Annotated in this window: 24 protein-coding genes and 2 pseudogenes; 12 read left to right on the top strand and 14 right to left on the bottom strand. The window is 71.7% G+C overall.

Going from position 1 to position 25,117, the window contains the following annotated elements; genetic code table 11:
* Positions 1-66: 66 nt before the first annotated feature.
* On the top strand, positions 67-819 hold the full coding sequence (locus tag O5O46_RS31590; protein WP_269859072.1) for an alpha/beta fold hydrolase: 753 nt from the start codon (positions 67-69) through the stop codon (positions 817-819).
* Positions 816-2,138 (top strand): cytochrome P450, encoded by a 1,323-nt coding sequence (locus O5O46_RS31595; protein ID WP_269859073.1) that lies wholly within the window; start codon positions 816-818, stop codon positions 2,136-2,138. Before O5O46_RS31590 ends, O5O46_RS31595 begins: the two co-directional genes overlap by 4 nt.
* On the opposite strand, the gene O5O46_RS31600 is transcribed toward O5O46_RS31595, so the two are convergent.
* Complete coding sequence (locus tag O5O46_RS31600; RefSeq protein ID WP_269859074.1) at positions 2,098-3,372, bottom strand: PucR family transcriptional regulator; 1,275 nt, start codon at positions 3,370-3,372, stop codon at positions 2,098-2,100. The two genes, O5O46_RS31595 and O5O46_RS31600, sit on opposite strands and share 41 nt — an antisense overlap.
* Positions 3,373-3,549: 177 nt before the next feature.
* Here O5O46_RS31600 and O5O46_RS31605 point away from each other — a divergent pair, with 177 nt between their 5' ends.
* On the top strand, positions 3,550-4,323 hold the full coding sequence (locus O5O46_RS31605; RefSeq protein ID WP_269859075.1) for a class I SAM-dependent methyltransferase: 774 nt from the start codon (positions 3,550-3,552) through the stop codon (positions 4,321-4,323).
* A gap of 566 nt (positions 4,324-4,889) precedes the next feature.
* On the opposite strand, the gene O5O46_RS31610 is transcribed toward O5O46_RS31605, so the two are convergent.
* The 4 genes from O5O46_RS31610 to O5O46_RS31625 form a co-directional block, all read right to left on the bottom strand.
* Positions 4,890-5,012: a hypothetical protein gene (locus O5O46_RS31610; RefSeq protein WP_269859076.1), complete on the bottom strand. Its 123-nt coding sequence runs from the start codon at positions 5,010-5,012 to the stop codon at positions 4,890-4,892.
* Positions 5,013-5,019: 7 nt separating this feature from the next.
* The gene (locus O5O46_RS31615; protein WP_269859077.1) at positions 5,020-6,111 is read right to left on the bottom strand and encodes a PP2C family protein-serine/threonine phosphatase; all 1,092 of its coding nucleotides are present in this window, start codon (positions 6,109-6,111) and stop codon (positions 5,020-5,022) included.
* A gap of 7 nt (positions 6,112-6,118) precedes the next feature.
* The gene (locus O5O46_RS31620) at positions 6,119-9,316 is read right to left on the bottom strand and encodes an amidohydrolase family protein (RefSeq protein WP_269859078.1); all 3,198 of its coding nucleotides are present in this window, start codon (positions 9,314-9,316) and stop codon (positions 6,119-6,121) included.
* A gap of 390 nt (positions 9,317-9,706) precedes the next feature.
* Positions 9,707-10,252, bottom strand: a complete 546-nt coding sequence (locus O5O46_RS31625) for a DUF4232 domain-containing protein (protein ID WP_269859079.1) — start codon at positions 10,250-10,252, stop codon at positions 9,707-9,709.
* Between the two features lie 350 nt (positions 10,253-10,602).
* Between O5O46_RS31625 and O5O46_RS31630 the strand changes: the two genes are divergently transcribed.
* Together O5O46_RS31630 and O5O46_RS31635 are read left to right on the top strand one after the other, a co-directional pair.
* A complete protein-coding gene (locus tag O5O46_RS31630; protein WP_269859080.1) occupies positions 10,603-11,067 on the top strand; it encodes a low molecular weight protein-tyrosine-phosphatase in 465 nt (154 codons plus the stop codon).
* Positions 11,064-11,945 (top strand): fructosamine kinase family protein, encoded by an 882-nt coding sequence (locus O5O46_RS31635; RefSeq protein ID WP_269859081.1) that lies wholly within the window; start codon positions 11,064-11,066, stop codon positions 11,943-11,945. Before O5O46_RS31630 ends, O5O46_RS31635 begins: the two co-directional genes overlap by 4 nt.
* Here O5O46_RS31635 and O5O46_RS31640 read toward each other — a convergent pair.
* Entirely contained in the window at positions 11,942-12,625 is a 684-nt protein-coding gene (locus O5O46_RS31640; protein WP_269859082.1) for a DUF429 domain-containing protein, read from the bottom strand. The genes O5O46_RS31635 and O5O46_RS31640 overlap by 4 nt on opposite strands.
* Positions 12,626-13,074: 449 nt before the next feature.
* Between O5O46_RS31640 and O5O46_RS31645 the strand changes: the two are divergent.
* From O5O46_RS31645 to O5O46_RS31665, 5 genes and pseudogenes are all read left to right on the top strand, one after another.
* Positions 13,075-13,410: pseudogene (locus tag O5O46_RS31645) on the top strand (transglycosylase SLT domain-containing protein); the annotation flags it as partial.
* Positions 13,411-13,786: 376 nt separating this feature from the next.
* Positions 13,787-13,996 (top strand): annotated as a pseudogene (locus O5O46_RS31650) (molybdopterin-dependent oxidoreductase); the annotation flags it as partial.
* Positions 13,997-14,031: 35 nt separating this feature from the next.
* Positions 14,032-14,205 carry a hypothetical protein gene (locus O5O46_RS31655; RefSeq protein WP_269859083.1) on the top strand — a complete coding sequence of 58 codons (174 nt, stop codon included), beginning with the start codon at positions 14,032-14,034 and terminating at the stop codon, positions 14,203-14,205.
* 51 nt (positions 14,206-14,256) lie between these two features.
* Positions 14,257-15,441: an AAA family ATPase gene (locus O5O46_RS31660; protein WP_269859084.1), complete on the top strand. Its 1,185-nt coding sequence runs from the start codon at positions 14,257-14,259 to the stop codon at positions 15,439-15,441.
* Between the two features lie 349 nt (positions 15,442-15,790).
* Positions 15,791-15,991, top strand: coding sequence for a hypothetical protein (locus O5O46_RS31665; protein ID WP_269859085.1), 201 nt, complete (start codon positions 15,791-15,793; stop codon positions 15,989-15,991).
* Positions 15,992-15,998: 7 nt separating this feature from the next.
* Here O5O46_RS31665 and O5O46_RS31670 read toward each other — a convergent pair whose 3' ends face one another.
* The 7 genes from O5O46_RS31670 to O5O46_RS31700 form a co-directional block, all read right to left on the bottom strand.
* The gene (locus tag O5O46_RS31670; RefSeq protein WP_269859086.1) at positions 15,999-17,600 is read right to left on the bottom strand and encodes an APC family permease; all 1,602 of its coding nucleotides are present in this window, start codon (positions 17,598-17,600) and stop codon (positions 15,999-16,001) included.
* A gap of 36 nt (positions 17,601-17,636) precedes the next feature.
* On the bottom strand, positions 17,637-18,119 hold the full coding sequence (locus O5O46_RS31675) for a hypothetical protein (RefSeq protein ID WP_269859087.1): 483 nt from the start codon (positions 18,117-18,119) through the stop codon (positions 17,637-17,639).
* A gap of 149 nt (positions 18,120-18,268) precedes the next feature.
* Complete coding sequence (locus O5O46_RS31680) at positions 18,269-18,565, bottom strand: hypothetical protein (protein ID WP_269859088.1); 297 nt, start codon at positions 18,563-18,565, stop codon at positions 18,269-18,271.
* 185 nt (positions 18,566-18,750) lie between these two features.
* Entirely contained in the window at positions 18,751-19,725 is a 975-nt protein-coding gene (corA, locus tag O5O46_RS31685) for a magnesium/cobalt transporter CorA (RefSeq protein ID WP_269859089.1), read from the bottom strand.
* Positions 19,726-19,770: 45 nt separating this feature from the next.
* The gene (locus tag O5O46_RS31690; RefSeq protein WP_269859090.1) at positions 19,771-20,214 is read right to left on the bottom strand and encodes an SRPBCC domain-containing protein; all 444 of its coding nucleotides are present in this window, start codon (positions 20,212-20,214) and stop codon (positions 19,771-19,773) included.
* 57 nt (positions 20,215-20,271) lie between these two features.
* Positions 20,272-20,721, bottom strand: coding sequence for an SRPBCC family protein (locus O5O46_RS31695; RefSeq protein ID WP_269859091.1), 450 nt, complete (start codon positions 20,719-20,721; stop codon positions 20,272-20,274).
* 77 nt (positions 20,722-20,798) lie between these two features.
* Positions 20,799-22,040: a benzoate/H(+) symporter BenE family transporter gene (locus O5O46_RS31700; protein ID WP_269859092.1), complete on the bottom strand. Its 1,242-nt coding sequence runs from the start codon at positions 22,038-22,040 to the stop codon at positions 20,799-20,801.
* A 54-nt stretch (positions 22,041-22,094) separates the two neighbouring features.
* On the opposite strand from O5O46_RS31700, the gene O5O46_RS31705 reads away from it, so the two are divergent.
* Positions 22,095-22,658: a helix-turn-helix domain-containing protein gene (locus O5O46_RS31705; protein WP_269859093.1), complete on the top strand. Its 564-nt coding sequence runs from the start codon at positions 22,095-22,097 to the stop codon at positions 22,656-22,658.
* Between the two features lie 406 nt (positions 22,659-23,064).
* Positions 23,065-24,324, top strand: a complete 1,260-nt coding sequence (locus O5O46_RS31710) for an alpha/beta hydrolase family protein (protein ID WP_269859094.1) — start codon at positions 23,065-23,067, stop codon at positions 24,322-24,324.
* A 44-nt stretch (positions 24,325-24,368) separates the two neighbouring features.
* Here O5O46_RS31710 and O5O46_RS31715 read toward each other — a convergent pair whose 3' ends face one another.
* Positions 24,369-24,830 (bottom strand): hypothetical protein, encoded by a 462-nt coding sequence (locus O5O46_RS31715; RefSeq protein ID WP_269859095.1) that lies wholly within the window; start codon positions 24,828-24,830, stop codon positions 24,369-24,371.
* Positions 24,831-25,117 lie beyond the last annotated feature (287 nt).

Here is a 25,117-nt window from a genome sequence, read left to right on the forward strand (position 1 = left end):
GCCACCTCGGGCGCACTATCGTCGTGGCCCAGGCACTGGCGGGCGGCAGACAGGGGGTCGGTAACGGTGAGTGCGCACACCCTGATCGGGACCGGCGAGCACCATGTGATCGCGCTGCACGGCTGGTTCAGCGACCGCACCGGCTACCAGGGCCTGTGGCCGTACCTCGACCAGCGGGCGTTCTCGTACGCGTTCATGGACTACCGCGGCTACGGCGAAGCGATCGGCGCCGCAGGGGAGTTCACGATCGACGAGATCGCGTCTGACGTGCTCGCGCTCGCCGACCGGCTCGGCTGGGCCGAGTTCAGCCTGATCGGCCACTCGATGGGCGGAGTCGCCATACAGCAGGTGCTGGCCCGGGCACCGGGCCGGGTGCGCAAGCTGATCGGTGTCTGTCCGGTGCCCGCCTCGGGGTTCCCGTTCGACGACGACGGCTGGCGACTGTTCTCCAGCGCCGCCGACAGCGCCGACAACCGACGGGCGATCATCGATCTGACCACCGGACGCCGACTCGCGGACGGCTGGCTGGACGCCATGACCGCCCGCTCGCTGGACCGTTCGGCCCGGGACGCCTTCGCGGCCTATCTGCCGCAGTGGGCCGGTGCGGACCTGGTGCACCTGGTCAAGGGCAGCCCGCTGCCGGTGAAGGTGGTCGTGGGTGAGCACGACCCCGCTCTGTCCGCCGACTTCATGCGCGCCACCTGGCTGACCACGTACCCGAACATCGAACTAGAGGTGATAGCCAACTCCGGCCACTACCCGATGGACGAGACCCCCATCGCCCTGATCGCCTCCGTGGAAGCGTTCCTCAGCCAGTGACCGCCCCACCGCTGGACGAGCGGCAACGCGCCGACGCCGCAAGGATCCTGAGCCCCGACACCTATGCGCACGGCATGCCGCACGCGGCGTTCCGCCGACTGCGCGCGAGGGCCGCGGTCGTACGCTTCGAGGAGCAGGGAGTCGTCGCCGTGCTGCGCCACGCCGAAGTACGGCAGGTGCTGCGCTCGCCGCGGCTGTTCTCCTCGCACCTCGGCGGCACGCAGATCATCGATCCGGCGACGCCGGAGGACCTGGCGGCGGTGCGCCGGATGATGCTCAACATGGATCCGCCCGACCACTCCCGGCTGCGCTCGCTGCTGGCCCGCGCCTTCACACCGCGCGCGGTGGACGCGTTGGGCACGCGCGTCCGGTCGCGCGCCCGCGCGCTGGTCGACGCGGTGGCCGAACGCGGAGAGTGTGACTTCGCCACCGAGGTCGCCGCCGACCTACCGGTCGCCACCCTCGCCGAGATCCTCGGCGTCCCGGCCACCGACCGCGGGCTGCTGTACGACTGGTCCAACCGCGTCGTCGGCTACCAGGACCAGGAGTACGCCGCCTGCCACACCGTCGACCCCCGCACGACAAGCGAAGCGGCCCGCCACGCCCTGGAGTTGCGCCCCCAGCCCGACGCCGGAGGCCGGATGCCCGACCCGCGCTCCCGCCACGGCATGCCCGACCTGTACGCGTACGCCCACCGGCTGGGCGAGTTGAAGCGGGAGGGCCCACCGGACGACATCATGGGCGTCCTGATGCGCCAGGTCGACACGGACGGCGGCCGGGTCTCCGTCGAGGAGTTCGAGCAACTCTTCTGGCTGCTGACGGTCGCGGGCAACGAGACCCTGCGCAACGGCCTGCCGGGCGGCCTGCTCGCCCTGATCAGCCACCCCGACCAGTACCGCAGGCTACGCGAGGACCGGTCACTGCTGCCGGGCGCGGTGGAGGAGATGCTGCGCTGGTGGACGCCCGTGCTGCACATCCGCCGCACCGCCACCGCCGACACCGAACTCGGCGGGGTGCCGATCAGGGCCGGGGAGAAGGTGGTCGTCTACTTCGGCTCGGCCAACCGCGACGAGCGCGTCTTCAACGAGCCGGACACGTTCGACGTCGGCCGGGCACCGGTCGACCATCTGGCGTTCGGTCACGGCCCGCACTTCTGCCTCGGTGCCCAACTGGCCCGGTTGCAGATGCGGGAGATGTTCGCCGCGGTCCTCGACCGGCTTGGCGAGGTCGAACTCGCCGGGGAGCCACGGCGGTTGCGGTCCGACTTCCAGAACGGCGTCAAGCATCTGCCGATCCGCTGGCGGCCGGTCGGCCGTTGACGGTGCGCGTGCCGCGCAGCAGCAGGGCGGCCAGCGCCAGCGCCGTGCCGCGCGGTGCGGACAGGTCGAGACCGGTGAGTTCGGTGATCCGGGCGAGCCGGTTGTCCACCGTGTTGGGGTGCAGACCGAGTTGGCGTGCGGTGCCGCGCCGGTCCCGCTGGCTCTCCAGATAGGTGCCCAACGTCGCGAGCAGCTCCGGCCGGTCCGCTATCGGGTCCAGCAGGGCGGCTATCGGGGCGCTGCTCTCGGTGTCGCGGGACAGATGGAACTCCAGCAGCACGTCGTCCAGCCGGTGCAGCCCCGGCGGCCGCCCGCAGGCCCGGGCCACCCGGATCACCTCGGCCGCGGTACCGGCGGCCTCGGCGAAGTCCGCCGCCGTGGCGGCGGGCACGGCGGCCAGCCGCACCTCGGCACCGCAGTCCCTGCGCAGCAGTTCGGTGAGCCCCTCGGGTACTTCGGGCATTCCCTGGCCCTCCCGCCCGGGTACGACTGCATGCCCGCCGTCGTCCGTGAGCACGGTGAGCACCTCGCCGCCGAGACCGCCCTCCAGCGCCGTCCGCAGCCGCCGTCTGCGGCGCCGCTCGGTCAACGCACGCCCCGCGACCGACGCCGGCGACTCGACCCGCAGGCACAGCACCAGCCCGCCGTGCTCGACCCCCAGCGCGCGCACCGCCTCGTCGTCCGCCGCCCGGGTGCCGTCGAGCAGCCCGCGCAGCACCGAGCGGCGCCGCTCATAGCGTTCGGCGTCGAGCGCCGCCCGCTCGTCGAGATACGTTTCGGCGACCGCGCCCATGATGCCCTCCTGGGCGCGCAGCAAAAGCCCGGCCAACTCGGTCAGCGCCGCCTCCTCGCCGGGCCGCGCGCTGTCGTGCAGCGCCTGCCACAGCACCCGCACCCCGAGCGCGTGGCTGCGCAGCAGCCGACGCAGCGGTACGCCCTCCTCGGCGCGCTGCGCGGCGCGCTCGCGGAACGGGCGGTAGTCGTCGGCGCGGCCCGCGGGGTCATGGGTCCCGCGGGCGAACAGCCGTAGACCGTAGCGGGCGGTGGCGGCGATCTCGGCGTCCTCGAAGCCGCCGGGCGACTGCGCGCCCTCCGGGACCTGTTCGCCTCGGTCCCGCGATATCCGCCGGGCCAGCTCGTCTATCCGGGGTTCGCAACGGGCCACGAGCGCACGGGCGTTCGGGGAGACCTCGTACCGGCTGGGCGGACGGGTCGTCCGCGGACGTGCGGTCATCGCGGTCCTCCGAGCACTGAACGTCGCCTGCCGGTCTGTGATTCATCACAGTATGAACGGTTACCGGATCCGTAACCTGGCGGGTCCGTCGGCGTTCTCACAGTGGCTGCCTCATGCAATGACCTCGCGGTCGAGGCAGCGGTGCCGCGAGGGCCCGTCGGTCGAAAGGCTGCCGCAGTGCTGCGCATCTCAGCCACGCCCCCGATGCCGGTCCGTGTCCTCGACCCGGCGGGCGCGGAGTACCACCGCGCCTTCCAGACGTTCCTGGCCAGTACCGACCAGAAGCGGGTAGCCGAGGATCAGCTGTCCACGGTGCTACGCAGGCTGCCGCACCGCCGCCTGTTCGTGGACGTGGGCGCGGGCGACGGAGCCACCACCAGCCGCCTCGCCCGGCACTTCCAGCGGACGCTCGCCATCGAGCCCAACGCCGATCGGCACGACGCGCTGCGCGAGGCCTGCCCGGACGCCGAACTGCTGCCCGGCACCATCGCCGAGGTGCACCCCGACACACCAGCCGACCTGGTCCTTTGCTCGGACGTCCTGTGCCACGTACCGCGCCGGTCCTGGGCCGAGACCTCCCACCGGATGCTCGACTGGCTCGCGGACGGCGGCGAACTCCTCGTGGTGCTGCAGAACCCCGACAGCGACTGCCAGCGCCTGGTGCGCCACTTCACCGGCGTGCACCTCGATCTCGCCGAGTTGCGCGACGAGTTGAACCGGGACGGCGTGGTGGCGGAGGTGGAGACGCTGACCTCCCATGTCCAGGCCGGCACCTTGGCGGATGTCGTGGTCATCGCGGAGTTCCTGCTCAGCATGGCACCGTTGGACGAGCTGGGGCCGCCCGATCGCAGGGATCTGGAGGTCTACGTCCGGCGGGCGTTCGCCGACTACTCCGGAGGCTTCTCGTTCACCTGCACCCAGGACTTCCTCCGCGTCCGGAGGGCAGACTGATGCGCCGCTCCGGAACGCCGGTACGGCTGCTGCTACTTGGCGTCCTTCCCGGGCTGCTGTGCGGTTGCATGGCGGTGCCCTCGCCTTCGCGGTCCACCGATGCCGCGAACCCGTTCGGTCCGTCGGCCGGTGCTGGTGCGGCGAGCCCGGCGAGCGCGCCGCCGGGGGAGGGTACGCCCCCGGCAGCGCTGCCCTTCGCGCGGATCACCGCCCCCGCCGCGCCGTCACACAGCCGGCCCGCCGCCGTTCAGCACCTGGACGCCCCCGCCGGCCTGCCCGCGGAGTCCCCCAGGAGTGAGAGCCCCCGGCAGCCGGTCCCACACCACCTGCGGCAGAACCGTGCGCCGGTTCAGGCCCGGCCGCCGGTGAACGTCCCACCGGGTATGTGCGACCAGGCGGAGTGGTCCGGCCAACTGCCGTCGGGCCTCGGGTCGTCCTGCCGTCAGATGTTCGGCCGCTGAGGAGTCACAGCCCGCGAAGCCGGTCGATCACCTCCCGCAGCAGTCCGGGATCCGGCTGGTCCATGGCCGCCCGGACGGGCGCGTTCCCGGCCGCGGGGGCGGTGCCTACCAGAACGAGGCGGCGTTCTCCACGAGTTCGGCGGCCCTATGGATGACGTCCGCCACCGCCTCGGCGGCGATGCCGCCCCTGGACCTCGGCGGCACCACGGCGAGGGGACACGGTGCCATGAGGACGTCAAGGTGACGGGCGGGTGCGGCTGAGGGCGAGCACCGCCATGTCGTCCGCGTCCCGTCCGCCGGTCCATCCGCCGATGTCCCGCACCAGGACGTCGATCGTCTCCTGGGGCTCCCCGAACGGGCCGCGCCCGGCCAGTCGCGCCGCCGGATCGTAGAAGTGCCCGGCCCGGTCCCGTGCCTCGGTCACTCCGTCGGTGACCAGCAGCAGCGTGGCACCGGACGGGAAGGGAAAACTGTCCGCGGCCGACCGCCGGGGATTCAACTGGCCCATGCACAGCGGAAGATCCGGTTCCGTCGCGTCCAACGTGCGTACCCCACCGTCCTCGTGCAACAGGTAGGGCGAAGGGTGGCCGCGGTTCAGCAGCCGTACCGTGCCGTGCTCCAGGTCGAGTTCGCCGACCAGCGCGGTGACGAAGCCCTCCGCCCGCTCGTCGCCCTCGCGTCGCTGCCCCTCCCTGACCAGCGCGTGCTCCAGCCGCCCGGCCAACTCCACCAGATCGGCCGCCTGTTCGGCGGCCTCCCGGAAGGCGCCCAGCAGCACCGAGACGGCACGCACCGCCTCCAGCCCCTTGCCGCGCACGTCCGCCATCAGCAGCCGGACCCCGTACGGGGTCTCCTCCACGGCGTAGGCGTCACCGCCGATCCTGGCCTCGCTCTGCGCCGCCCGGTACAGCGCGGCCACCGACAACGGGCCGAGTCGGCACGGCGGATCCGGCAGCAGGGCGAGCTGGGCGGCCTCCGCCACCGTGCGCACCGCCTCCAACCGGCGCCCGTAGCGGGAGATCACCCTGTTCACCTCAAGGCCGACCAGCGCCCCGATGATGACGTTGCCGGCCTCCACCGCGCCGTGCAGCGGGCCGAACGTGCCCTGCCGGAACGTCCACCACAACATGGCCACCACCATGGCGGCCGCCACCACCACGGTGCGCCGCAGCGGCAGTGTCGCCCCGGCCGCCACACAGGCCACCGCCACCAGCGGGCCGCCGGAGTACTGGATCGGCGTCAGCAGGTCGAAGACGACCCCCGCGCCGATCAGCGCCGTGGGCGCCCACCGGACCAGGCCGAGCCATGACTCGGCGGCGGGATCCATCAGCCGCTCAGAGCACGGTCGGGTCGGTGGCGTCCGGCGGCGCGCAGCAGGACTCGCGCCGCAGCTGGGTGCTGACCGCCAGCCACACCGACTCGTCCACCCGGTGCGGATCGGTGTGGTCCGCGTTGTGGTCCGGGCTGAACGCGTTCACCAGGTCCGCCTGGCGGTGAACCACCCCGTCGCGCAACACCATGCTGGTGCGCACCAGATGGTTGAAGTCCTTGAAAGGATTGCCGTCGATCACCGTCAGGTCCGCGAGCTTGCCCGGCTCCACCGTGCCGAGGTCGTCGCTGACCCCGAACATCCGCGCGGGCGCCGCGGTGGCGGTGCGCAGCGTCTGCGCCACGGTCAGCCCGCCGAAGCGGTGCAGCCCTCGCAGCGCCAGGTGCAGGTGGATGCCGTACGGGACGAGCGCGGCATCGGTGCCCACCGCCAGGTTGGCGTGCTCGCCGATCAGCCGGTGGTAGATCTCCATCTCCCGCCGCAGCGCCCGCAGTTGGTCGTCGCTGGGCCGTCTGTCGGCGGTGTTCCTGATCAACGCGGCGTCCCAGCGCGGCATCAGCGTGCTCACCCGGGGATCGTCGGCCAGGTACGGGTCGGCGCCCAGCAGAGGGGAGGCGGTGAACGGGGTGACGATGATCTGGAACTCGGCGTCCCGGTAGATCTCGTCGATGTCCTGGTAGCAGTGCCGGGTGGGGGACAGCGCGTGCCCGTACTCCAGCCGCTGGGTGGCGTGCAGATGGGTGGTGAGGTCCAGCCCGAGCCCGACTCCGGGTGCGCACAGATGGCCGCCGGTGCGCACGCCCAGGATCTGGTGGGCGGTACGGGCCGCCTCGGCCATGATCCAGGCGGACGCCCTGACGTACGTCTTGACGAAGTCGTAGTCCAGCGCGACGGCGCGTTGCAGGCTGCGCCGCACCCCGTCGGCCGTGCGGTGCGCGCGGTCGTGGTTGGACGCCACCCGGCTGCCGTCGATCAGCTCGCCGGTGGCGAACTGGCGCGGCCCGTTCATCGTCCCGGCCGCCACCGACTCGCGCACCCGCACCGACTCGTAGGCCAGACCGCCCATGAAGACGCAGCTGGTGATGCCGTAGGCGAGCATCAGATGGTTCTGCCGCCCGCCGTAGCAGAACTGCCAGGGGTGGATGTGGGCGTCCCACAGCCCGGGGATCACGGTGCTGTCGGAGGCGTCGACAAGATGCTCACCGCGGTGTCCGGCGCCTCGGCGGTGCGGTTCGATCGCGCTGATGCGGTTGCCGGTGATGACGATGTCCATGTCGTTGCGGACCGTCTCGCCGGTGCCGTCCCACAGCCGTCCGGCATGCACCCGGGTGACCGCGGTGCGCGGCGGCAGCCGTCGGCCGTACTCCAGCGGGACCGGGACGGTGCGCCGCCCGGTGCCGTCCCTGCGGATCAGCCGCAGCCGTCCGTTGGACAGGTACAGCAGCGTCATGGAGTCGGCCGCCCAGGACGGGTGGTCGGCGGCCTCCTCGGTCAGCCGCTTCGGCGGCCCGCTGGGCGTGCCGTCCGGCTTGACTGGCAGCACCCACAGCGCGGACTCCATGATGATCGCCATCCAGGCGCCGTCCGGCGACCAGACCGGCCCGCTGTCGCCGCGGTCGGACAGCGGAGAGTGCGGCAGCGGCAGGTGCGAAGTGCAGTTGCCGGTACGGGTGTCGACGATGCGGATGTGGTTGTAGCCCTCGCGGAAGCGGTAGTTGAGCCGGTTGCGGTCGCAGAACGCGATGTAGCGCCCGTCAGGGGACCAGCTCGGCCGCCCGGGGAGCCCCCCGCCGTGCAGCGAGGAGGCCAGGGCGCGCTCGGTGCCGGAGCGCAGGTCGCGGACGATGAGCTTGCCGGTGACGTCCTGGCAGGCCAGCCGGGTGCCGTCGGGGGAGAGTGCGGGGTTGAGCCGTCCGCCGGTGGCCAGCACGGTCTCGCTCTGGTCGGCCAGCGATCTGCGGTGCACGGCGAAGTGCCCGTCCCCGTCGTACGCGTACAGGATGCTCCCGCCGTCCCTGGACCAGGACGGCATCTGTACGTACCGGGAGGGATCTGCCTGGGCGAGCTTGCTCGGGCGCCCGCCGATCGGCATCAGCCACAGGGCGTTGAGCGCCACGAAGGCCACCGACCGCCCGTCGGGGGACAGCGCCGGAAGGTGGATGCCGCGCACCGGTACCAGGGAGGTGGAGTCGAAGTCGTACCGCTTGGAGCGGTAGCGGGGGCGGGGCACGTCCAGGCGCGCGGTGAACGGGATCTCCTCGGCGGCGTCGGACCGCGACCCGGTGCCGCGTACCTTGACCCGGCCGTCGGCCACGTAGAACAGCTCTCCGCTCGCCGACCAGCAGGCGGGCTGCGGGCAGACGTCCTCGCCGTCGGTGACCGTGAGGCCGTCCACCTTCAGTGTGGAGGTGCGCGAGCCGGTGGGCAGCGGGCCGGGGTCGAGGTAGACGTAGGCGATCCGGCCGTCGGCGGACACCGCGGGGCCGGAGACCGCGCCGACCCGCACGCTCTGCTCCACCCGGACCCTGCCGCCATGGGCGGGCACCGAGGCGATGATCCGGCCGTTCTCCTTGGTGTTGCCGCTGACGTGCTCGGCGCGTACGAAGACCACCCTGCCGCCGCCCGGGTGCCAGGTCGGGTCGTAGTCCTCATGCGGCCCCTCGGTGAGCCGGTGTAGTTCACCGGTGTGCGCGTTGACCTTCCAGATGCTGTACGAGCTGCCGACGACATCGTCCCCGCCGCGCTCGGAGGAGAACGCGATCCACTGGCTGTCCGGTGACCAGGACACACCCCGGTCGTCCCAGGGCCCGTCGGTCAGCTGGCGCAGCTGGGAGCCGTCCGGTGCCATGGTCCACACATGGAAGGAACCGCCCCGGTAGGCGCAGAAGGCGATCCGTGAGCCGTCCGGCGACCAGGCCGGGCGGGTGGGTTCCAGGTCGATCGGGGTCAGTGCCTTCGCCGTGCCGCCCTGCCGGGGCAGCGACCACAGCACCCCCTGGACCTCAAGGACAAGTTGGTCCCCTTTGGGGGAGACGGTCACGCAGGCGTTGGTGCCGCCGGTGAAGGTGACCGTCCGGGTGCCGGCCGTCTGAGGTGAGGCGTCGGGGGCGGCGGTCGCGGTCGGCGTGAGAGCGGAGATGCCCGCTCCGGTACTCGTCAGGGCCGCCGCTCTTACGAAGCCTCGCCGGGTCAGGTGGTCCACAAGGGTTCCCTCCGATGTCTCGGCAACAGGCCTTGGCGGCAGTCCACATGAAGTATGAAACTGTACGAAAAACCCGATCCCTCCACTTGAGGACGTGTCAGGCGGTACAGACAGCCCGAAAGCAGTACGCCACCACCCGTACTCCGGTCAGCAGTGCGAATCGCCGCTCTGGCGTACGGGTCACCCGCTTGACTGGAGTGTGGTGGCCGCCGAAGTGGGTCTTCGCGGCGGGGGAGAGGCGGGGACCAGCAGTCGACCAGCACGGTCAGGCCCTGACGGAGCGCGTGCGCAGGCGCATTCGGGGTGACCGGTGTTCGCCGGGTTCCGGGATCGGCCACCGGGCGTCGTTGGCCCCCGCCGGGCGACCGGCGGGGGCCAGGGCGGGCGCCGCTATGCGACGTTGATGGACCGCGTGAAGGCGGTCACGGACAAGTCGCCGTTGGTGACGATGTGGTTGAACGGAATGGTCAGGTGACCGCGGGAGGCGGGCGGGGTGACCTCCAGGTAGGCGGCCCGCACCATGCGCGGTGCGTCGGCGTCGGCCCACACCAGGTCCGCCTCGGCGGACTGGCCGGGGCGCAGCACGATGGTCTTGGCACCCGGGTCGGGCACGAAGTAGGTGGCGCCCCAGCGGGTGTGGGTGGTCTGCGACTGGTGGTGGCCGTTCTCCAACCGCAGCCCCGGGTAGCCGCGCAACGCGCAGGTGCGGCCCGAGGTGTTCTTCAGCACCAGCACCTTGCCTATGTGCGACATGCCGGCCTGGCCGCCGCGGCCCTTGTCCACCAGCGAGGCGTGCAGACCGGAGGTGGTACAGGTGGCGGCGCCGCGCGCGGCGGGTGCCGCGGCGGCGACCCCGGAGGCGGCGAGGACGGTCCCGGCGGCGAGTGCGATTCCCGCGGTGACCGCGGCCGTCTTGCGAGCGCTGTTCCGCATCATCGGATGGCTCCTTCGGTGTGTTTCGGGTACCGGCCGCCCATGGGGCACAAGGGGCGCGCCGCGCCCAACGGTGCGCGGGCGGCCTCATCCGTCACTTTGCGGGATGGATGTAGCGGTTCTGCCACACGCTCGTAACCGCTTCTCGCCGTTGTTCCGGGGCAGTTATCGTGACGGGCCGTCAATGCAGGCCGGGCGTACGGCGGTTACTCGCGCCCTGCGCGCGGCGGGCTCGGGCACGGCACGCCCTGCTCCGTACCGCCCGCTCACTGGTACCGCGTCTTCGATGGTAGGGCGTCCGGCCCGGATCGGCTCCCGCACGGTCCGCGACCAGCACCCGTATCCTTGCCGACGTGCACATTTGCTTCGTATGCACCGGGAACATCTGCCGCTCGCCGTCCGCCGCGCTGGTCTTCGCAGAGCATCTGCGCCGGGCGGGACTCGCCGACGCCGTGCGGGTCAGCAGCGCCGGCACCGGCCCCTGGCACGCCGGTGAACCGATCGACGCGCGGGCCGGTGCGGCGCTGAAGCGTCGCGGCTACCCCACCGTCCATGTGGCGGCGCAGGTCAGCGCGGAGCAGTTGGACGCCGATCTGCTGCTGGCGCTGGACACCGGCCATGAGAAGGCGCTGCGGCGCATGGTCGACGAGCCGGAGGGGGTGCGGCTGTTGCGTTCGTTCGACCCGGACGCCGATGCGGACCTGGATGTTCCGGACCCGTACTACGGCGGGTCCGAGGGCTTCGACGAGGTGCTGGACATGATCGAGACAGCGATGCCCGGACTGCTCGCCTGGGTGCGCGACCAACTCGACGCATGACCGGCGGCGACGGTTGCCGGCCCACCGAGCGGCCGGAGGCCGCGGCGGCCAGGCTGACCCGCCGCCGCACCACCGCGCTGCGCCGACTCTCCGGGGCGATGACCGAGGTGGTGCTGGACGGCGGGGACGTCGTCGTGGTGAAGCGCGGGAACGGACCGAACGCGACCCGGGCCGAGGCGGCCGGGCTGCGCTGGCTCGCCGCCGCGGGTGCCGTGCGGGTACCGGCGGTACAGGGCCAGGACGAGGACTGGCTGGTCATCGACCGCGTCGAGGAGCGGCAACCGACCCCGGCGGCGGCCGAGCGGCTGGGCCGCGAACTGGCCGCCCTGCACGACTGCGGTGCGCCCGCGTTCGGGGCGCCGCCGCCCGGCGGCCCGGCGGACGCCTGGATCGGCCTGGCCCCGCTGGCCAACGTGCCCGGCGCGAGCTGGCCGCAGTGGTACGCCGAGCGGCGGGTGCTGCCCTATCTGCGCCGGGCCGTGGACGAGGGGACGATCGACCGGGCCGGGGCCGCCACCGTTGAGCGGGTCTGCCGGCGGCTACCGGATCTCGCCGGACCCGCCGAACCCCCGGCGCGGCTGCACGGCGACCTGTGGAACGGCAACGTGCTGTGGGGGAGCGACGGGAACGCCTGGCTGATCGACCCGGCGGCGCACGGCGGCCATCGGGAGACCGACCTCGCCATGCTCCAGTTGTTCGGCTGCCCGCACCTTGACCGGGTGCTCGCCGGATACCAGCAGGTGCACCCGCTCGCCGACGGCTGGGCGGACCGGACCGGGCTGCACCAGCTCTTTCCGCTGCTGGTGCACACCGTGCTGTTCGGCGGCGGCTACGCCCGGCGGGCGGTGGCGGCGGCCAGGAGCGCGCTGGCGCTCTAGTACCAGATGGCCACCGGCAGACCGCTGGCAGTGCGCTCGGGCGGGTCGGGCAGCGGCACGGCGGTGCGGTCACCGATCCGGCCCGCGCTCCAGGCGGCGGCGCAGGCGTCCAGGAGGTCGTCGGGCGGCACGGTGCCCACCACACCGTCGAAGTGTTCGGGCAGCGCGATGCCGTGGGCGCCCAGCAGTCGCCTCCTGGTCATCTGGCCGTTCCAGCCGCGTTTGCTCCAGGAGATCGGCTCGCCGTCGTTCATGGCGGCGAAGGAGACCTCCGGGTGCACCTCGTACAGCCGCTGATCGCCGTTGCACCGGCGGGAGTTGGCCTCGCGGAGCTTGACCTTGAGCGCCCAGGTCTGGCGGCTCAGCCCGGAGCCGGTGAGTTCGCGGCACCGCAGGTTCGCCGTGGCGTAGTCGGGCGCGTCCCAGACCGGTCGCGGCGCCACCCGGAAGACGCGGGAGCGGTGCCGTCCGAGCCGGGTGGCGGCCAGTAGGTCGGCGCGCCGCCAGGTGGCCGTCTCCAGCAGCCCCAACGGCATGTCGATGCCGATCACCGCGGCGTCCGGCACTTCGGCCAGCAGCGTGTCCAAGTCGCGTGCCGCGCAGGCCCGTAGGAACGCGCCGTCCCGCAGCACGACGCCGACCCAGCCGGAAGCGCAGGCGTCCACCCCAAGCACCGTCATGACAGCAATCCTGGCAGCGCGCGGCGGCCGGGGCGTGCCCATGACCTCGGATATTCGCCCAGTGTGAGCTGGGCGATATGGCGTGGATCACTATTTCCGGCCGGAGATGTGACCTTCACAATGTGACCTGCCTCACTACGAAGCTCAATAGTGCAGGAAAAGGGACTTTCGTCCCAGATAGTGCGTGATACGTGGGGATCCCGCTTAAAGCGGCATACGGCCCTTCATAGTAGAAAACCGCTATTGACCAGGATTTATATGCCGCTAACACTTCCGGTACCCGCCGGGCTTTCCCCGGGTCCCCGAAAGGTTGAGGTGGTCCTCGCATGCAGTTCTCCGTGATGTCGAAGTTCGGTCGGCTGGCCAAGACCGCGAAGTACTCCGTTGGCGCCACGGTCGCCGGTGTCGCCGTCGCCGCGGGTGCGCTCGCCGCCGCTCCGGCCGCGTCCGCCGCCCCCGCCTACCAGAACAACCTCAACGGCTGGATCAACCAGGCACTCTCCGTCATGCACTCCCAGGGCATCCCGGGCAGCTACGACGGCATCTACCGCAACGTGATGCGCGAGTCGTCCGGCAACCCGAACGCCATCAACAACTGGGACTCCAACGCGGCGATGGGCATCCCCTCGAAGGGGCTGCTCCAGGTCATCGACCCGACGTTCAACTCGTACCACGTCCAGGGCACGTCCTGGAACATCTACGACCCGGTCGCGAACATCACCGCCGCCGCCAACTACGCGGCGCACCGGTACGGCTCGATCGACAACGTCAACTCCGCCTACTGATCAGCCCGTTCCGCCCGAGCGAGAACGTGTGGCGCCCTGCGCGCGAGGACAACGGCGTCCTCGCGCGCAGGGCGTCTTGGTGTGTCCGCCGTTTGCCCGAGCGATCCACCCGCAGGTGTGCCGTACGGCGTCGACCGGCCGCGACGGCCGTGAAGTCGAGCCGCGGCGGCGGGACTTCACGGCAGTCGCGACCGGCGTGCCGGTCGCCGTCGTGAACCGCTCTGCAGGAGACGGGCGATGGGTGACACGGCAACAGCGGGCGCTTCGGGCTCGCCCGGCAGCCCGGAGCCCGGGAAGCCGCGCTGGCGGCGCGCGGGAGCGCGGATCGCGGCGCCGGTACGCAGGGGCGGTGCGCGGGCGGTGGCGCTGGGCCCGCGTGGCCGCGCTGGCGCGGGCGGCCATGGAGATCCCGCCGCCCCCGGGGCCGTTCCGGCCCGGCTTCTGGCGCAGTCCGCTCCGCGGGCCATGGCTGACCTCGGTGTTCGGGCTGGTGCTGCTGATCGGCATCCCGGTCGTCTTCGTCGCCGGCCTGCTTTCGTACGCGGCCTACAACCCCGGGCTGGGCCCGCTCAACGACCAGACCCCCGGGTGCCGGCCTTCCTCTCCGGGGCGCTGCCGCTGGTGTGGTTCCCGCTGATCTTCACACTGGCGGTGCCGTACCGGGGCGCGACCGGGCTCCCGGAGGGCGTCTATCTGGGGCGCTGGCTGGCCGTCACCGGCGTGCTGTTCGGCGCGTCGGCCCTTGCCTTCGCCCTCAGACTGCGCCGGGTGCGCCGGGCGGCGCGGGCGGGGTGACCGCCCGGCGGCGGGATGGGCTTGGCAGGGCGGAAGTCAGAGTCGTCGCATGTGACGACGCTCGCGGTGGACAACTACCGGTCGCTGCGGCACCTCGTCGTCCCGTTGGGCCCGCTCAGCGTGGTGACCGGCGCCAACGGCAGCGGCAAGTCCAGCCTCTACCGCGCGCTGCGGCTGCTCTCCGACGCCGCGCGGAACGGTGCCGTGGCGGCGCTGGCCCGTGAGAGCGGGCTGACCTCGACCCTGTGGGCCGGTCCGGAGAAGGTCGGCAGCCAACCCGCGCGCCCCACGGCCCGCGTCGAGCCGGTCAGTCTGCGGCTGGGCTTCTCCGGCGGCCAGGACGACTTCGGATACGCCGTCGACCTCGGCCAGCCCTCGGGGGGTGCCGGCGCGTCGGCGGGGGAGCGGACGATGTTCGGCTCCGACCCGGAGACCAAACGCGAGAGCGTGTGGAGCGGCCCGGTGCTGTGCCCGGCCGCAATGCTCGCCGAGCGGCACAACGGCGCGGTCCGCATCCGCGACACCGACGGAGCCTGGTCGCACCAGAACCACCCCATCCGTCCGTACGACAGCATGCTCAGCGAGTTCGCCGACCCGCAGGACGCGCCCGAGGCGCTCCGGCTGCGCGACCGCATCCGCTCCTGGCGGTTCTACGACCACTTCCGCACCGACGCCGCCGCACCGGCCCGCGGCAGCCATGTCGGCACCCGCACCCCGGTCCTCAGCCACGATGGGGCGGACCTGGCGGCGGCGTTGCGGACGATCCGGGAGATCGGTGACCGCACGGCGCTGGACACCGCCATCGGCCTGGCCTTCCCCGGCAGCCAGCTCACCGTCGCCGACCACGCCGGGCGCTTCGACCTCCAGCTGCGGCAGCCCGGCCTGCTGCGTCCGCTACGGGCCGCGGAGCTGTCCGACGGGACGCTGCGCTACCTGCTGCTCGTCGCCGCGCTGCTCACCCCGCGCCCACCGGAGCTACTGGTGCTCAACGAGCCCGAGACCATCCTGCACCCGGAACTGCTGCCCCCGCTGGCCCAGCTCATCACGATGGCCGCGGCACACTCGCAGGTCATCGTGGTCTCCCACTCCCAGCCGCTGACCCACGCCGTGCAGCGGCTGGCCGTCGACGACGCGCCGGAAGTCACGACCATCCAGCTTGTCAAGGAGCACGGGCGGACGCGGGTCGTCGGCCAGGGGCCGCTGGACGAGCCCGCCAGGCACTGGCCGAAGCGCTGACGGCCGATTGGAGACAGACGACAGCCCCCGGTGCTCCATGTCGATGCCGTGAACCTCAGTCGTCGCCGACGGTTCCAACACCGGCATGTGCTTCTGCCGGGGGCCTAACCAGAGCCTCGATGGGGGTCACTCGGGTCGACAGACGTCTCTGCCAACGGGATGCGGCTCTCTCTGGTTTTCTGGTGTATTGCTATTTTCGTCACTATTTGTCCGGAGTCAAGGGCTGCGCCGAAGATTTCACTCCCTGGCCGCGGCTACGGGGAGTGCCGGGAATTTAACTAAAGGATCACGGCGGCGTAGCCTGGGGCTGGGACTTTTGGGGGGCCAAGGGCGACCCCGGAGGCGCACTATGGCTGAAGCCGCTGAAGCTATGGAGTCGTGGCCGTGTCGGAACTGCGGTGAGACGGATCCGGAGAAGGTGCGCTGGACCGAGCCGGAATTCGCGGTGAGGACCGACACCGAAGGCCACCAGACGATGTACGTCTACGCCGCGCTGATGGAGTGCGCCACCTGCGGCACCAGGTGCCGGGTGATCCTGGAGGGTGACTGACGTACCGTCAACTCCGCTCGCTCCGCACCGCGGTGTCCACCGCATCGGACGGCAACGCGAGCCGCACCGCGGTGTAGTGCACGGCCAGGCTGAACGCGATCACGACCAGCAGGTCCCACCAGCCGGGCAGCGCGCGGGTGCCGCCGTACCGGCCGAAGCGGCAGATGACCACCAGGCCGCCCAGCCACGGCCACACCCAGGCCGCCGACCGCCAGCGCAGCACGCCCCGGTCGCCCACCGGGATCCCCCTGCGGGTGACCGCCAGCACGACGAGCCCGAACAGCACGACGGCGGCGAGCTTCCAGTCGGCCTGGTACCCGGACCAGTAGAAGATCAGGTTGGCGAAGACGAACCCCGCCGGAGCCAGCACCGACCCGGCGGGCAGCCGGTACGGGCGCGGTCGTGCGCTGTCCCGTACCCGTAGCGCGTGCAGTGCCACCGGCGCGAAGGCGTACATGACCGCCGCCGCCGAGGTGACCACGCTGACCAGCGCCTGCCAGCTGGGGAACGGCAGGAATGCCAGCTCACCGACGACGAACGCGAGCAGCACCGAGACCACCGGCACACCCCGGCGGCCCACCGCGGCGACCGGCGCGGGCAGCACCCGCTGCCGTCCCATCGCGTACGACAGCCGAGCGGCCCCCGCCATGTAGACCAGCCCGGTGCCCGCGGGGGAGACGACCGCGTCGACGTAGAGCACGACCGCCAGCCAGGCGGCACCGAGCGCGGTCGCCAGAGTGGCGTACGGCCCGAAGTCGCCCCTGCCGACCGGGCTGGCCCAGCCGTGGCTCACCGCCGAGGGCTCCAGCGCCGCGATGAAGGCGATCTGCAGCAGCAGGTAGACCGCGGTGCCGATGGCCATGGCGACGATCACCGCCCGGGAGACGTCCCGCTGCGGGTCACGTGCCTCGCCGGCCAGTTGGATGGCCTGCTCGAAGCCCAGGAAGGCGAACACCACACCGGCGGGCAGCGCCGCGAAGACACCGTGCGCCCCGTGCGGGGCGAAGCCGCCTCCCGCGGTGAAGTTCGCACCGTGGAAGGCCAGCGACATCAGCACCGCCACGGTCAGCAGCGGCACCGCGGTCTTCAGGACCACGGTGACCGAGTTGGTGGAGGACAGCAGCCGCACGCCGAGGATGTTGACGACCGTGAACAGCAGCATGAAGCAACTGGCGATCACCAGACCCGCGAGGGTGAGGGTGCCGTTCGGATGCAGGATGTGCACCCGGTCGTGGACCCAGCCGATGCGGTCCGAGTAGGAGAGGGTCGCCTCCACCTCGATCGGCGAGATCATCACGGACCGCAGCCAGGACATCCACCCCGCGGTGAAGCCGACCAGCGGGCCGAAGGCGAAGTACGGGAACCGCGCGGTGCCGCCCGAGATCGGATACGCCGCCCCCAACTCGGCGTGCACCAGTGCCAGCACCCCGAGCATCACCGCTGCCAGCAGCCAGGACAGCAGCGACGCGGGACCGGCGATGACGGCCGTGGTGAGCGCGCCCAGCAGCCACCCGGAGCCGATGATCGACCCGAGCGAGAGGAACATCAGGCCCCAGAACCCGACCGCCCGATGCAGCTCTCCGTCCGTGGCCGCGTTGGGGTTCGACACACGTGCATCCTGGTACCGGGCGGCGGAAGCCGCACGTCAGCGGGGCCTCGTGGGCCACTTCTCCGGCGTGCTGCTGGTGGTCACCTCGCAGACCGCGGGCTCGCCGGGGGCCGGGGACCTGCCTTCGGCGACCACCCGGACGCCGTCGAGCAGGATCCGGCAGGAGACCTGCCCTTCCCCGGCCGGGGCGACCTCCATCCGGGCCACCGCCCCCGTGTTGATGTTGGCCTCCGTGTGCCACGGCAGCCGGGTGGCCCCCAGCCGCTCGTCGCGGAAGTCCTTCCTGAACGAGTCCGGGTTGTGCCGGTACCGCACCGCGGCAGCCCGCGGGTCACCGCTGACCGCTGCGGCCTCGTAGGTCAGGTTCCAGGCGTTTCCGCCCCGCCACTCCTTGACCGTGGACATGTTGTACTTCGCCCAGAACAGCCCGCCGACCACCAGCAGCGCCAGCAGGGCGCCGCCGGTGACGAAGCAGGAGTCGGCACGGAAACGGCGTGACGATGGGGACTGGTCCGGCATGCTGGCTCGGTTCCTCCGCGCTGGCTGGGCTCTCACCTCACCGTACGCACGCCGGACCGGTCGCAGTCGCGCCCTGGGGCGGAGCTGAGGGTCAGCCTGTGGTCGTACGCCCGGCCGCCAGGTCGGTCATCCGGCTGACGGCCGGAGCGTCACGGGCACCGCTCCTTCGTCTTGACCACCCGCAGCTCGGCGCGCTGGCCGCCAAGCGGCCTGCCCGGCGCGGGACTTTGCGAGCAGACCTTCCAGTTCGCCGGCCACAGCACATGGCGCCCGGCTTCGCGCGCGTCCACCAGCGTGACCCGCACGCCGTGCGGCATCGCCCGCTCGGCGGCGACCAGGCCCTTGCCGGTGACGTCCGGCATCGCACCCGCGCCGGCCTGGGCAGGGGCGGCGAGGGTGCCGAGGAGCGCGACGGCTCCCACAGCGGTGGCGGTTGTACGGCGCATCGGTGACACCTTCCGTGCGGGGAATCGGGACGTGTAGTGACCTCCCCGCAACTCCCCGAAACCGGCACGAAGGAACGGAAGTTCACCCGTCCGCGACACCCGGGCCGCCTCACCGGATGATGTGCGGCACGAAACGCGCGTACCCGTCGGTCACCAGGCCGCCGGACGGTGAGCGTGGGCGGCGGTCAGATCCAGTCCTTGCGCTTGAAACTGATGTAGAGGACGACCGACAGGATCACGATGGCGGCGGTGGACGCCGCGAAGCCCCATTCGGTACTGAACCCCGGGTAGGGGACGTTCTGCCCGTAGAAACCGGTCACCGCGGTGGGCACCGCGATGATCGACGCCCAACTCGTCACCTTCTTCATGATGAGGTTCATGCGGTTGCCCTGGACGGTCAGGTTCGTCTCCATGATGGAGGTGACCATGTCCCGCAGCGATTCGGTCCATTCGGTGGCCCGCAGCACATGGTCGTAGATGTCCTGGTAGTAGGGCATCAGCGGTTCGCTGACGATGTGCAGGTCCCGGCGCAGCAGGCTGTTGACCACCTCGCGCATTGGAATGACGACCCGGCGCAGTTTCGTCAGGCTCTTGCGCAGTTCGTACGAGCGGCGCTGCACGGATTCGATCTGTGCGCGGCTGTCCTCGAACAGGAGGTCCTCGACCTCCTCGATGCGGTCGTCCAGGTTCTGCACCGCCGTGAAGTGCCCGTCGACGATGACGTCGAGCAGTCCGTACAGCAGGAAGCCCACGCCGTGTTTGGCCAGGTCGGGGTTGTTGTCCCAGCGGGCGACGACCTGTTCGATGTCGAAGCTGTCGTCGTTGCGGATGGTGATCAGGGCGCTCTTGGTGATGAAGACCGAGATCTCACTGGTGGTGAGCAGCCCGCTGTCGGCGTCGCTGCTGACCGAGTAGGCGCTGACGAAGGCATGGGTGCGGTAGTGGTCGAGCTTCGGGCGCTGGTGGTCGTGCCGGGCGTCCTCCACCGCCAGTTCGTGCAGGCCGAACTCCTCGCTGATCATCTCGAAGTCGGCGTGCTCCGGGGCGCACAGGTCGAGCCACACCGCCGCGTCGGGATCGGTGACGTATTCGGATATGTCCTCGACGGGGAAGTTCTCCAGCGTGAGGGTGCCATTGCGGTAGAGCCGGGTTCGAGCCATGGCGCCAGAGCCTAGGGGCGCCGGCTATGAGCTCCGCGACGGGGGTCAGGGCTGGGTGCCCGTGACCGTTTTGAGGTACTTCCCGAAGCTGTCCAGGAGGCCCGTGGCCCCGGCGACGGCCTGGTCGCAGGTGAAGGGGGCGACGACGGTCTGGTGGTACACGGCGACGGTCCGGCCGTCCCGTTCGGTGAAGGTGGCGGTCATCACCACCGGATCGCCCGGCGTGTCGACGGTCCACACCAGCTTCTCCCCGTCGATCACCTCGCGGTAGACACCCGACATTGGCATCTCCCCACCAGGGGTCTGCATCACCGCTCGCCACGGACCTCCGGTGCGCAGGTCGAGTTCGACGGTGCCGGGTTTGGCGTGGAACCACTGCTGGAAGTGCTCGGGGCGGGTCCAGGTGTCCCACACGGTTGCCAGGGGAGCCGGGAAGGTCCGGGTGATGGTGAAGGCCGTGTCCGTGGTGCGGACGTTCTCCTCTGTCATGGCGCTGCTCCTTGTGGACGGTGTGACGGTCAGGTGGGCGGGCGCTGGCGACGGGGCTCAGCCGTAGCGCAGGGAGCCGGGCGTGGTGAGCTTCTCGCCGGTTTCCAGCCAGGTCTTCAGGCCCGAGAGGATCATCGGCCAGCCGCCGTACAGCTCGTTGTTGGCGCCCTGGCGCAACCGGTCGTGGGTGATGGTGAGTTGGCAGGAGTCCTCGGCGATGCGGTCGATCCGCCAGGTGACCCGTGAGGGGCCCTCGCGCCTCACCTGGTCGCTCCACAGCGCGACCATGCTCTGCACCAGCCGATGGGGCGGGTCCACCTCCAGGTTCTCTCCCTCGCCGAGCGGCCCCGGGGCGCCCGGCGCGATCATCTGGAACCGTGAGCCGGGGGTCCAGTCGGAGACGACACGGGCGCCGAAGTTGTACTTGCTCCGGATCTCCGGGTCGGTGATCGCCTCCCAGAGCCGCTCAGGGGTGGTGCGGATGTAGATCTCGTAGACCTTCTGCATGGCACCCTCCAGTCTCCAGACCGCACGGCCCTGTCGACTGGTTACCACGCCGGGCGCACTCTGTCGCCCCGAGCGACTCAGGGGCGGGGGCGGGCGGCGGTACGGCGTACCCCGTGCAGCGAGTGCAGGCCTAGACCGGCGACCAGGCCCCAGAACGCCGAGCCGATGCCCAGCACGCTGATGCCGGAGGCGGTGACGGCGAACGCGATCATGGCCGCCTCGCGGGCCTCGGCGTCGGCGACGGAGGCGGTCAGCGCGGAGCCCAGGGTGCCGAGCAGGGCGAGGCCCGCGACCGCCTCGATCAGCAGTGGGGGCGCGGCGGTGAGCAGCGCGGCGGACAGGCCCGCGGTGAGTCCGAGCCCCAGATAGGTGGCGCCCGCCGTGGTGGCGGCGATCCAGCGGCGCTTCGGATCGGGTCCGGCGTCCGGCCCGGCCGCGAGCGCGGCACTGATCGCGGCCAGGTTGAGCGCGTAGCCGCCGAACGGCGCGCACAGTGCGGTGGCGGCGCCGGTGCTGACCAGGATCGACCGGGTGGGCGGACGGTAGCCGAACTGGTTGAGCACGGCGATCCCGGGGACGTTCTGGGCGGCCATCGTGACCACGTACAGCGGCAGCGCGATGCCGATCACCGCACCGGTGCTGAGCGCCGGGCGGGTCGCCGTCGCGGTGGGCAGGAGTTGCGCGAGCGAGCCCAGATCGGGGTGGCGCAGCACGACGAGCGAGCCGATCGCCACCACGAGCGCCGCGGGGGTGGCCCAGCGCCTGGCGAACGGCGTCAACACCGCCCACGTCACGATGGCGGGCAGGGACAGGGACGGCAGCGCCACGGCGGCCCGCACCGGTGTGAGGCACACCGGCAGCAGGACCCCGGCCAGCATGGCGGAGGCGAGTGGCGCCGGAATGGCGGTGACCCATCGGCCGAGCCGCCCCCACATGCCGGTGACGGCGAGCAGGATTCCGGTGACGGCGAAGGCGCCGACAGCCTGGGCGTAGCCGCCCGGTTGGCGGCCGGTGGCGACCAGGAGGGCGGCTCCTGGGGTCGACCAGGCGATGCTGATCGGCTGCCGGTGGCGCGTCGACAGGCCGATGGCCAGCAGGCCCATCGCCGTGCACAGTGCCAGAAGTCCGGAAACGGCCTGGCGCTGGTCCGCACCGACCGCCCGCAGTCCGGAGACGACCACGGCGAACGCGCCGGAGAAGCCGACCACCGCGGTGACGACTCCGGCGATCAGCGGTTGCGCGAGTCCGGGGGGTGAAGTGGATTCGGGTATTCGGCCGGTCTGCCGGTCGTCTGCCGGGTGGAGCCGCTGCTGTTCCATATATGGAACGCTAGCCCATCGGGGCCGCCGGGCGCTCCCGGGATACTGAATGTCATGGTGCAGGCATGGACGCCCGAGTCCGCTGTCGCGATGGGGCGGCGGATCCAGCGGCTTCGGCAGGAAAGAGGGCTCAGCCTCTCGGAGTTGGCCCGTAGCGCGGGCATCGGCAAGGCGACCCTCTCCGGGCTGGAGGCGGGCACCCGCAATCCGACGCTGGAGACGCTCTACGCCATCACCGGCCAACTGGGTATCCCACTCGCCTCCTTGCTGACAGAGGCGACGGGCGAGGTACGCGGTGCGGCGGTCACGGCGCGGCTGCTGGAGGTCTTCGAGGACACCACGGCGACCACCGAGCTGTACTGGCTGACGATCAGGCCCGGTCGGGTCCAGCACTCACCCGCCCATCCGGCAGGCGTGACCGAGCAGTTGACAGTGATCGCCGGAGCCGCCCGGGTGGGGCCGCGCGGGGCGGAACGGCTGGTGCGGGCGGGCGAGCACATCTCGTGGGCCGCGGACGTCCCGCACACATACGCCGCGGTGCACGACCAGGAGGTGCAGGCCAGCCTGCTGATCCGGCAGCCGTGCGATCCGGCGGCCGGAAGTCGAACGGCCCCCTGAGCGGCCAATACGGCCGTATGGCGCCGCCGAGACGCGAACGAGCGTGGCAGTCGGGGTGAAAGGGGAAACCCCGGAGCGGCCATGAGTCCAAGCCGAAACGCCTCTGACTCCGACATCCGCCGGGGCGCGGCTCCGCGCGGCGGACGGAGGGCTCCACCTGGAGTTCTCGGAAGTGATGGCCCGGCTTGGGCCGGGCGGGATGTACCGGTTGTCACCCCCGGCGGCGGGCCGCCGGAAAGCAACGACCAGTAGGCGGCCGGTGGCCGCCCGCGTACGCCACGCGCGTTACCGCGCTGCGTCGCCGGACTGGATTTCCGGGGCCACGGCGGCGGTGCGCACCGGTCCCGGCACGCGTCCGGCGGCACGGTGAAGGCACACCGCATCGCCGGGCGAAGGGACGTACGCCGTGAGCAACCCCAGTCGTCACATCCTGAAGGCACTGCTGGCCATGGCTGTCGCGGTGGGCGGCTGCTCCGCCAGCCACGGCGCCCCCGCCTCGGGCTCGGCCACCGCCTCCGGCCACTCCACCGCCGCGCCCCCCGATGTACGCGTCGCGGACCACACCTACCAGGTGCCGCGGCCCCTGCCCGAGGACGCCCCGGGTGCCCTGATCGCCGCCACCGACCAGGGCCCGGACCAGCAGACCGGCGCCGCACACCGCTGGACCGTGCTCTACCACTCGGTCAACGCCCACCACGCGGACATCCCGGTCAGCGGCACCGTGCTCGTCCCCCGGGGCGCACCGCCGCCCGGCGGTTGGCCGGTGGTGTCCTGGGGGCACGGCACCACCGGCGTCGCGGACCGCTGCGCGCCGTCGCAGGCGCCGAACCTGGGGTTCAACGAGTACGCGCAGGAGCTGCGCACCCTGCTGGGCGCCGGTTACGCGGTCACCGCCACGGACTATCCGGGGCTCGGCACACCCGGTATGCACACGTATCTGGTCGGCGCCGACGAGGGCAACGCGGTGGTCGACATCGTCACCGCCGCCCGCCGTGTGGAGCCCAACCTGGCGCCGACCTGGTTCGCCGTCGGCCACTCCCAGGGCGGCCAGGCCGCCCTTTTCGCCGCCAACGCGGCGCGCCGGGTGCCCGGGCTGCGACTGCGGGGCACGGTCGCCATCGCACCGGCCAGCCACCTGGAGGTGATGCTTCCCGGCGTCATCGCCGCACACCAGCCGTCCCAGCTGAGCTTCGCGCTGTACTCCCTCGCCGGGCTGAGCGCCACGGATCGGTCCGTCAACCTCCGCTCCCTGCTGGGGCCTTCGGCCGCCAGGACCGCCGCCGGGATCCTCAGCCAGTGCCTCGGCGGAGGGCACACCAAGCTGACCGACGCCAGCACCGAACAGGCGCTTCCGCTCAGCGGCGAGCAACTCAGCCGGGTGGACGGTGAGATGGGCGCGTACGGCGACCCGGACCGCGCAGCGATCCATGGACCGGTGCTGGTCATCCAGGGCTCGGCCGACCAGGACGTACCGCCGCGGTGGACCGACGCCGTGGTGGGCAACCTGCGGTCGCTGGGCTCGCGCGAGGTGGTGGAGCGCACATACCCCGGGCTTGACCACGACCAGGTACTCGGCCAGTCCGTCTGCGACCTGCTGGCGTTCCTCGGCGCACACGGCGGCCGGCCCTCGGCCAACTGCGTCCCCTACCAGAGCGACGGCGGCTGAGGCGCGGCCCCGAACCGGTCACGCCAAGGCCGTTCGGCGGTGGCTCACCCCGTGGCGGGTCGCGGACGCGGCAGCGGGAGGTGCTTCGCGCGGTGCGCCTTGGACCGACGCTTGGCCTCGCTCAACGCGGTGCGCAGCCCTTCCTCGACCAGCTTGACCTGCTCCAGCATCGCCCGGGCCCAGTCCCGCTCATGGGTGTAGAGCTCGGAGGCCTGCGGCAGGCGCGCGTCGTGGCCCGACAGCGAGTCGGTCAGGTCACGCAGCCCGGCCTGCATCGCGTGGACATCCGCCTCCAGCCACCGCCGCACCATCGACGCCAGCTCCACCGGGTGGCGGTGCAGCAGCTCCTCGTGCCACCAACGGGCTGGAGCCAGGTCGAACAGCCAGTTCTTGGCCGACTGCTCGAACTCCGGAGAGTCCGGCGGACGGACCGAGCCCGGCCAGTTCACCGGCGGTCGTTCGGGTCGGTAGGGGAACGGTTCCGGCTGCGAAGAGGAACGTGCCATGTTGTGCTCCCTGGAGGATCACCTCACTGGTGAGGCGGTGTGTGCTGATGACGCGGGGGACGAGGAGCGGCGGGCGCGGGAGGCGCTCCTCGCACACTTGGGACCAGGATCTTTAGCGGCTGTTTTTCAGCGAACGATATCTACTCGCTGGTATGCGCACAAGGTTCCGAATTGCCGCAATCCCTGCCGTTGGGTGCAGCGCGTTGCGCGGGGGGTGCGGTGAGGTGCCCGGTCATGATCGGCGAGAGCGCGCCCGCCGGGTCCCGGAAGGCATTTTCGGCCCGAGG

The organism is Streptomyces sp. RPT161, from assembly GCF_027533845.1.
In the GTDB taxonomy this organism is placed as follows: domain Bacteria; phylum Actinomycetota; class Actinomycetes; order Streptomycetales; family Streptomycetaceae; genus Streptantibioticus_A; species Streptantibioticus_A silvisoli_A.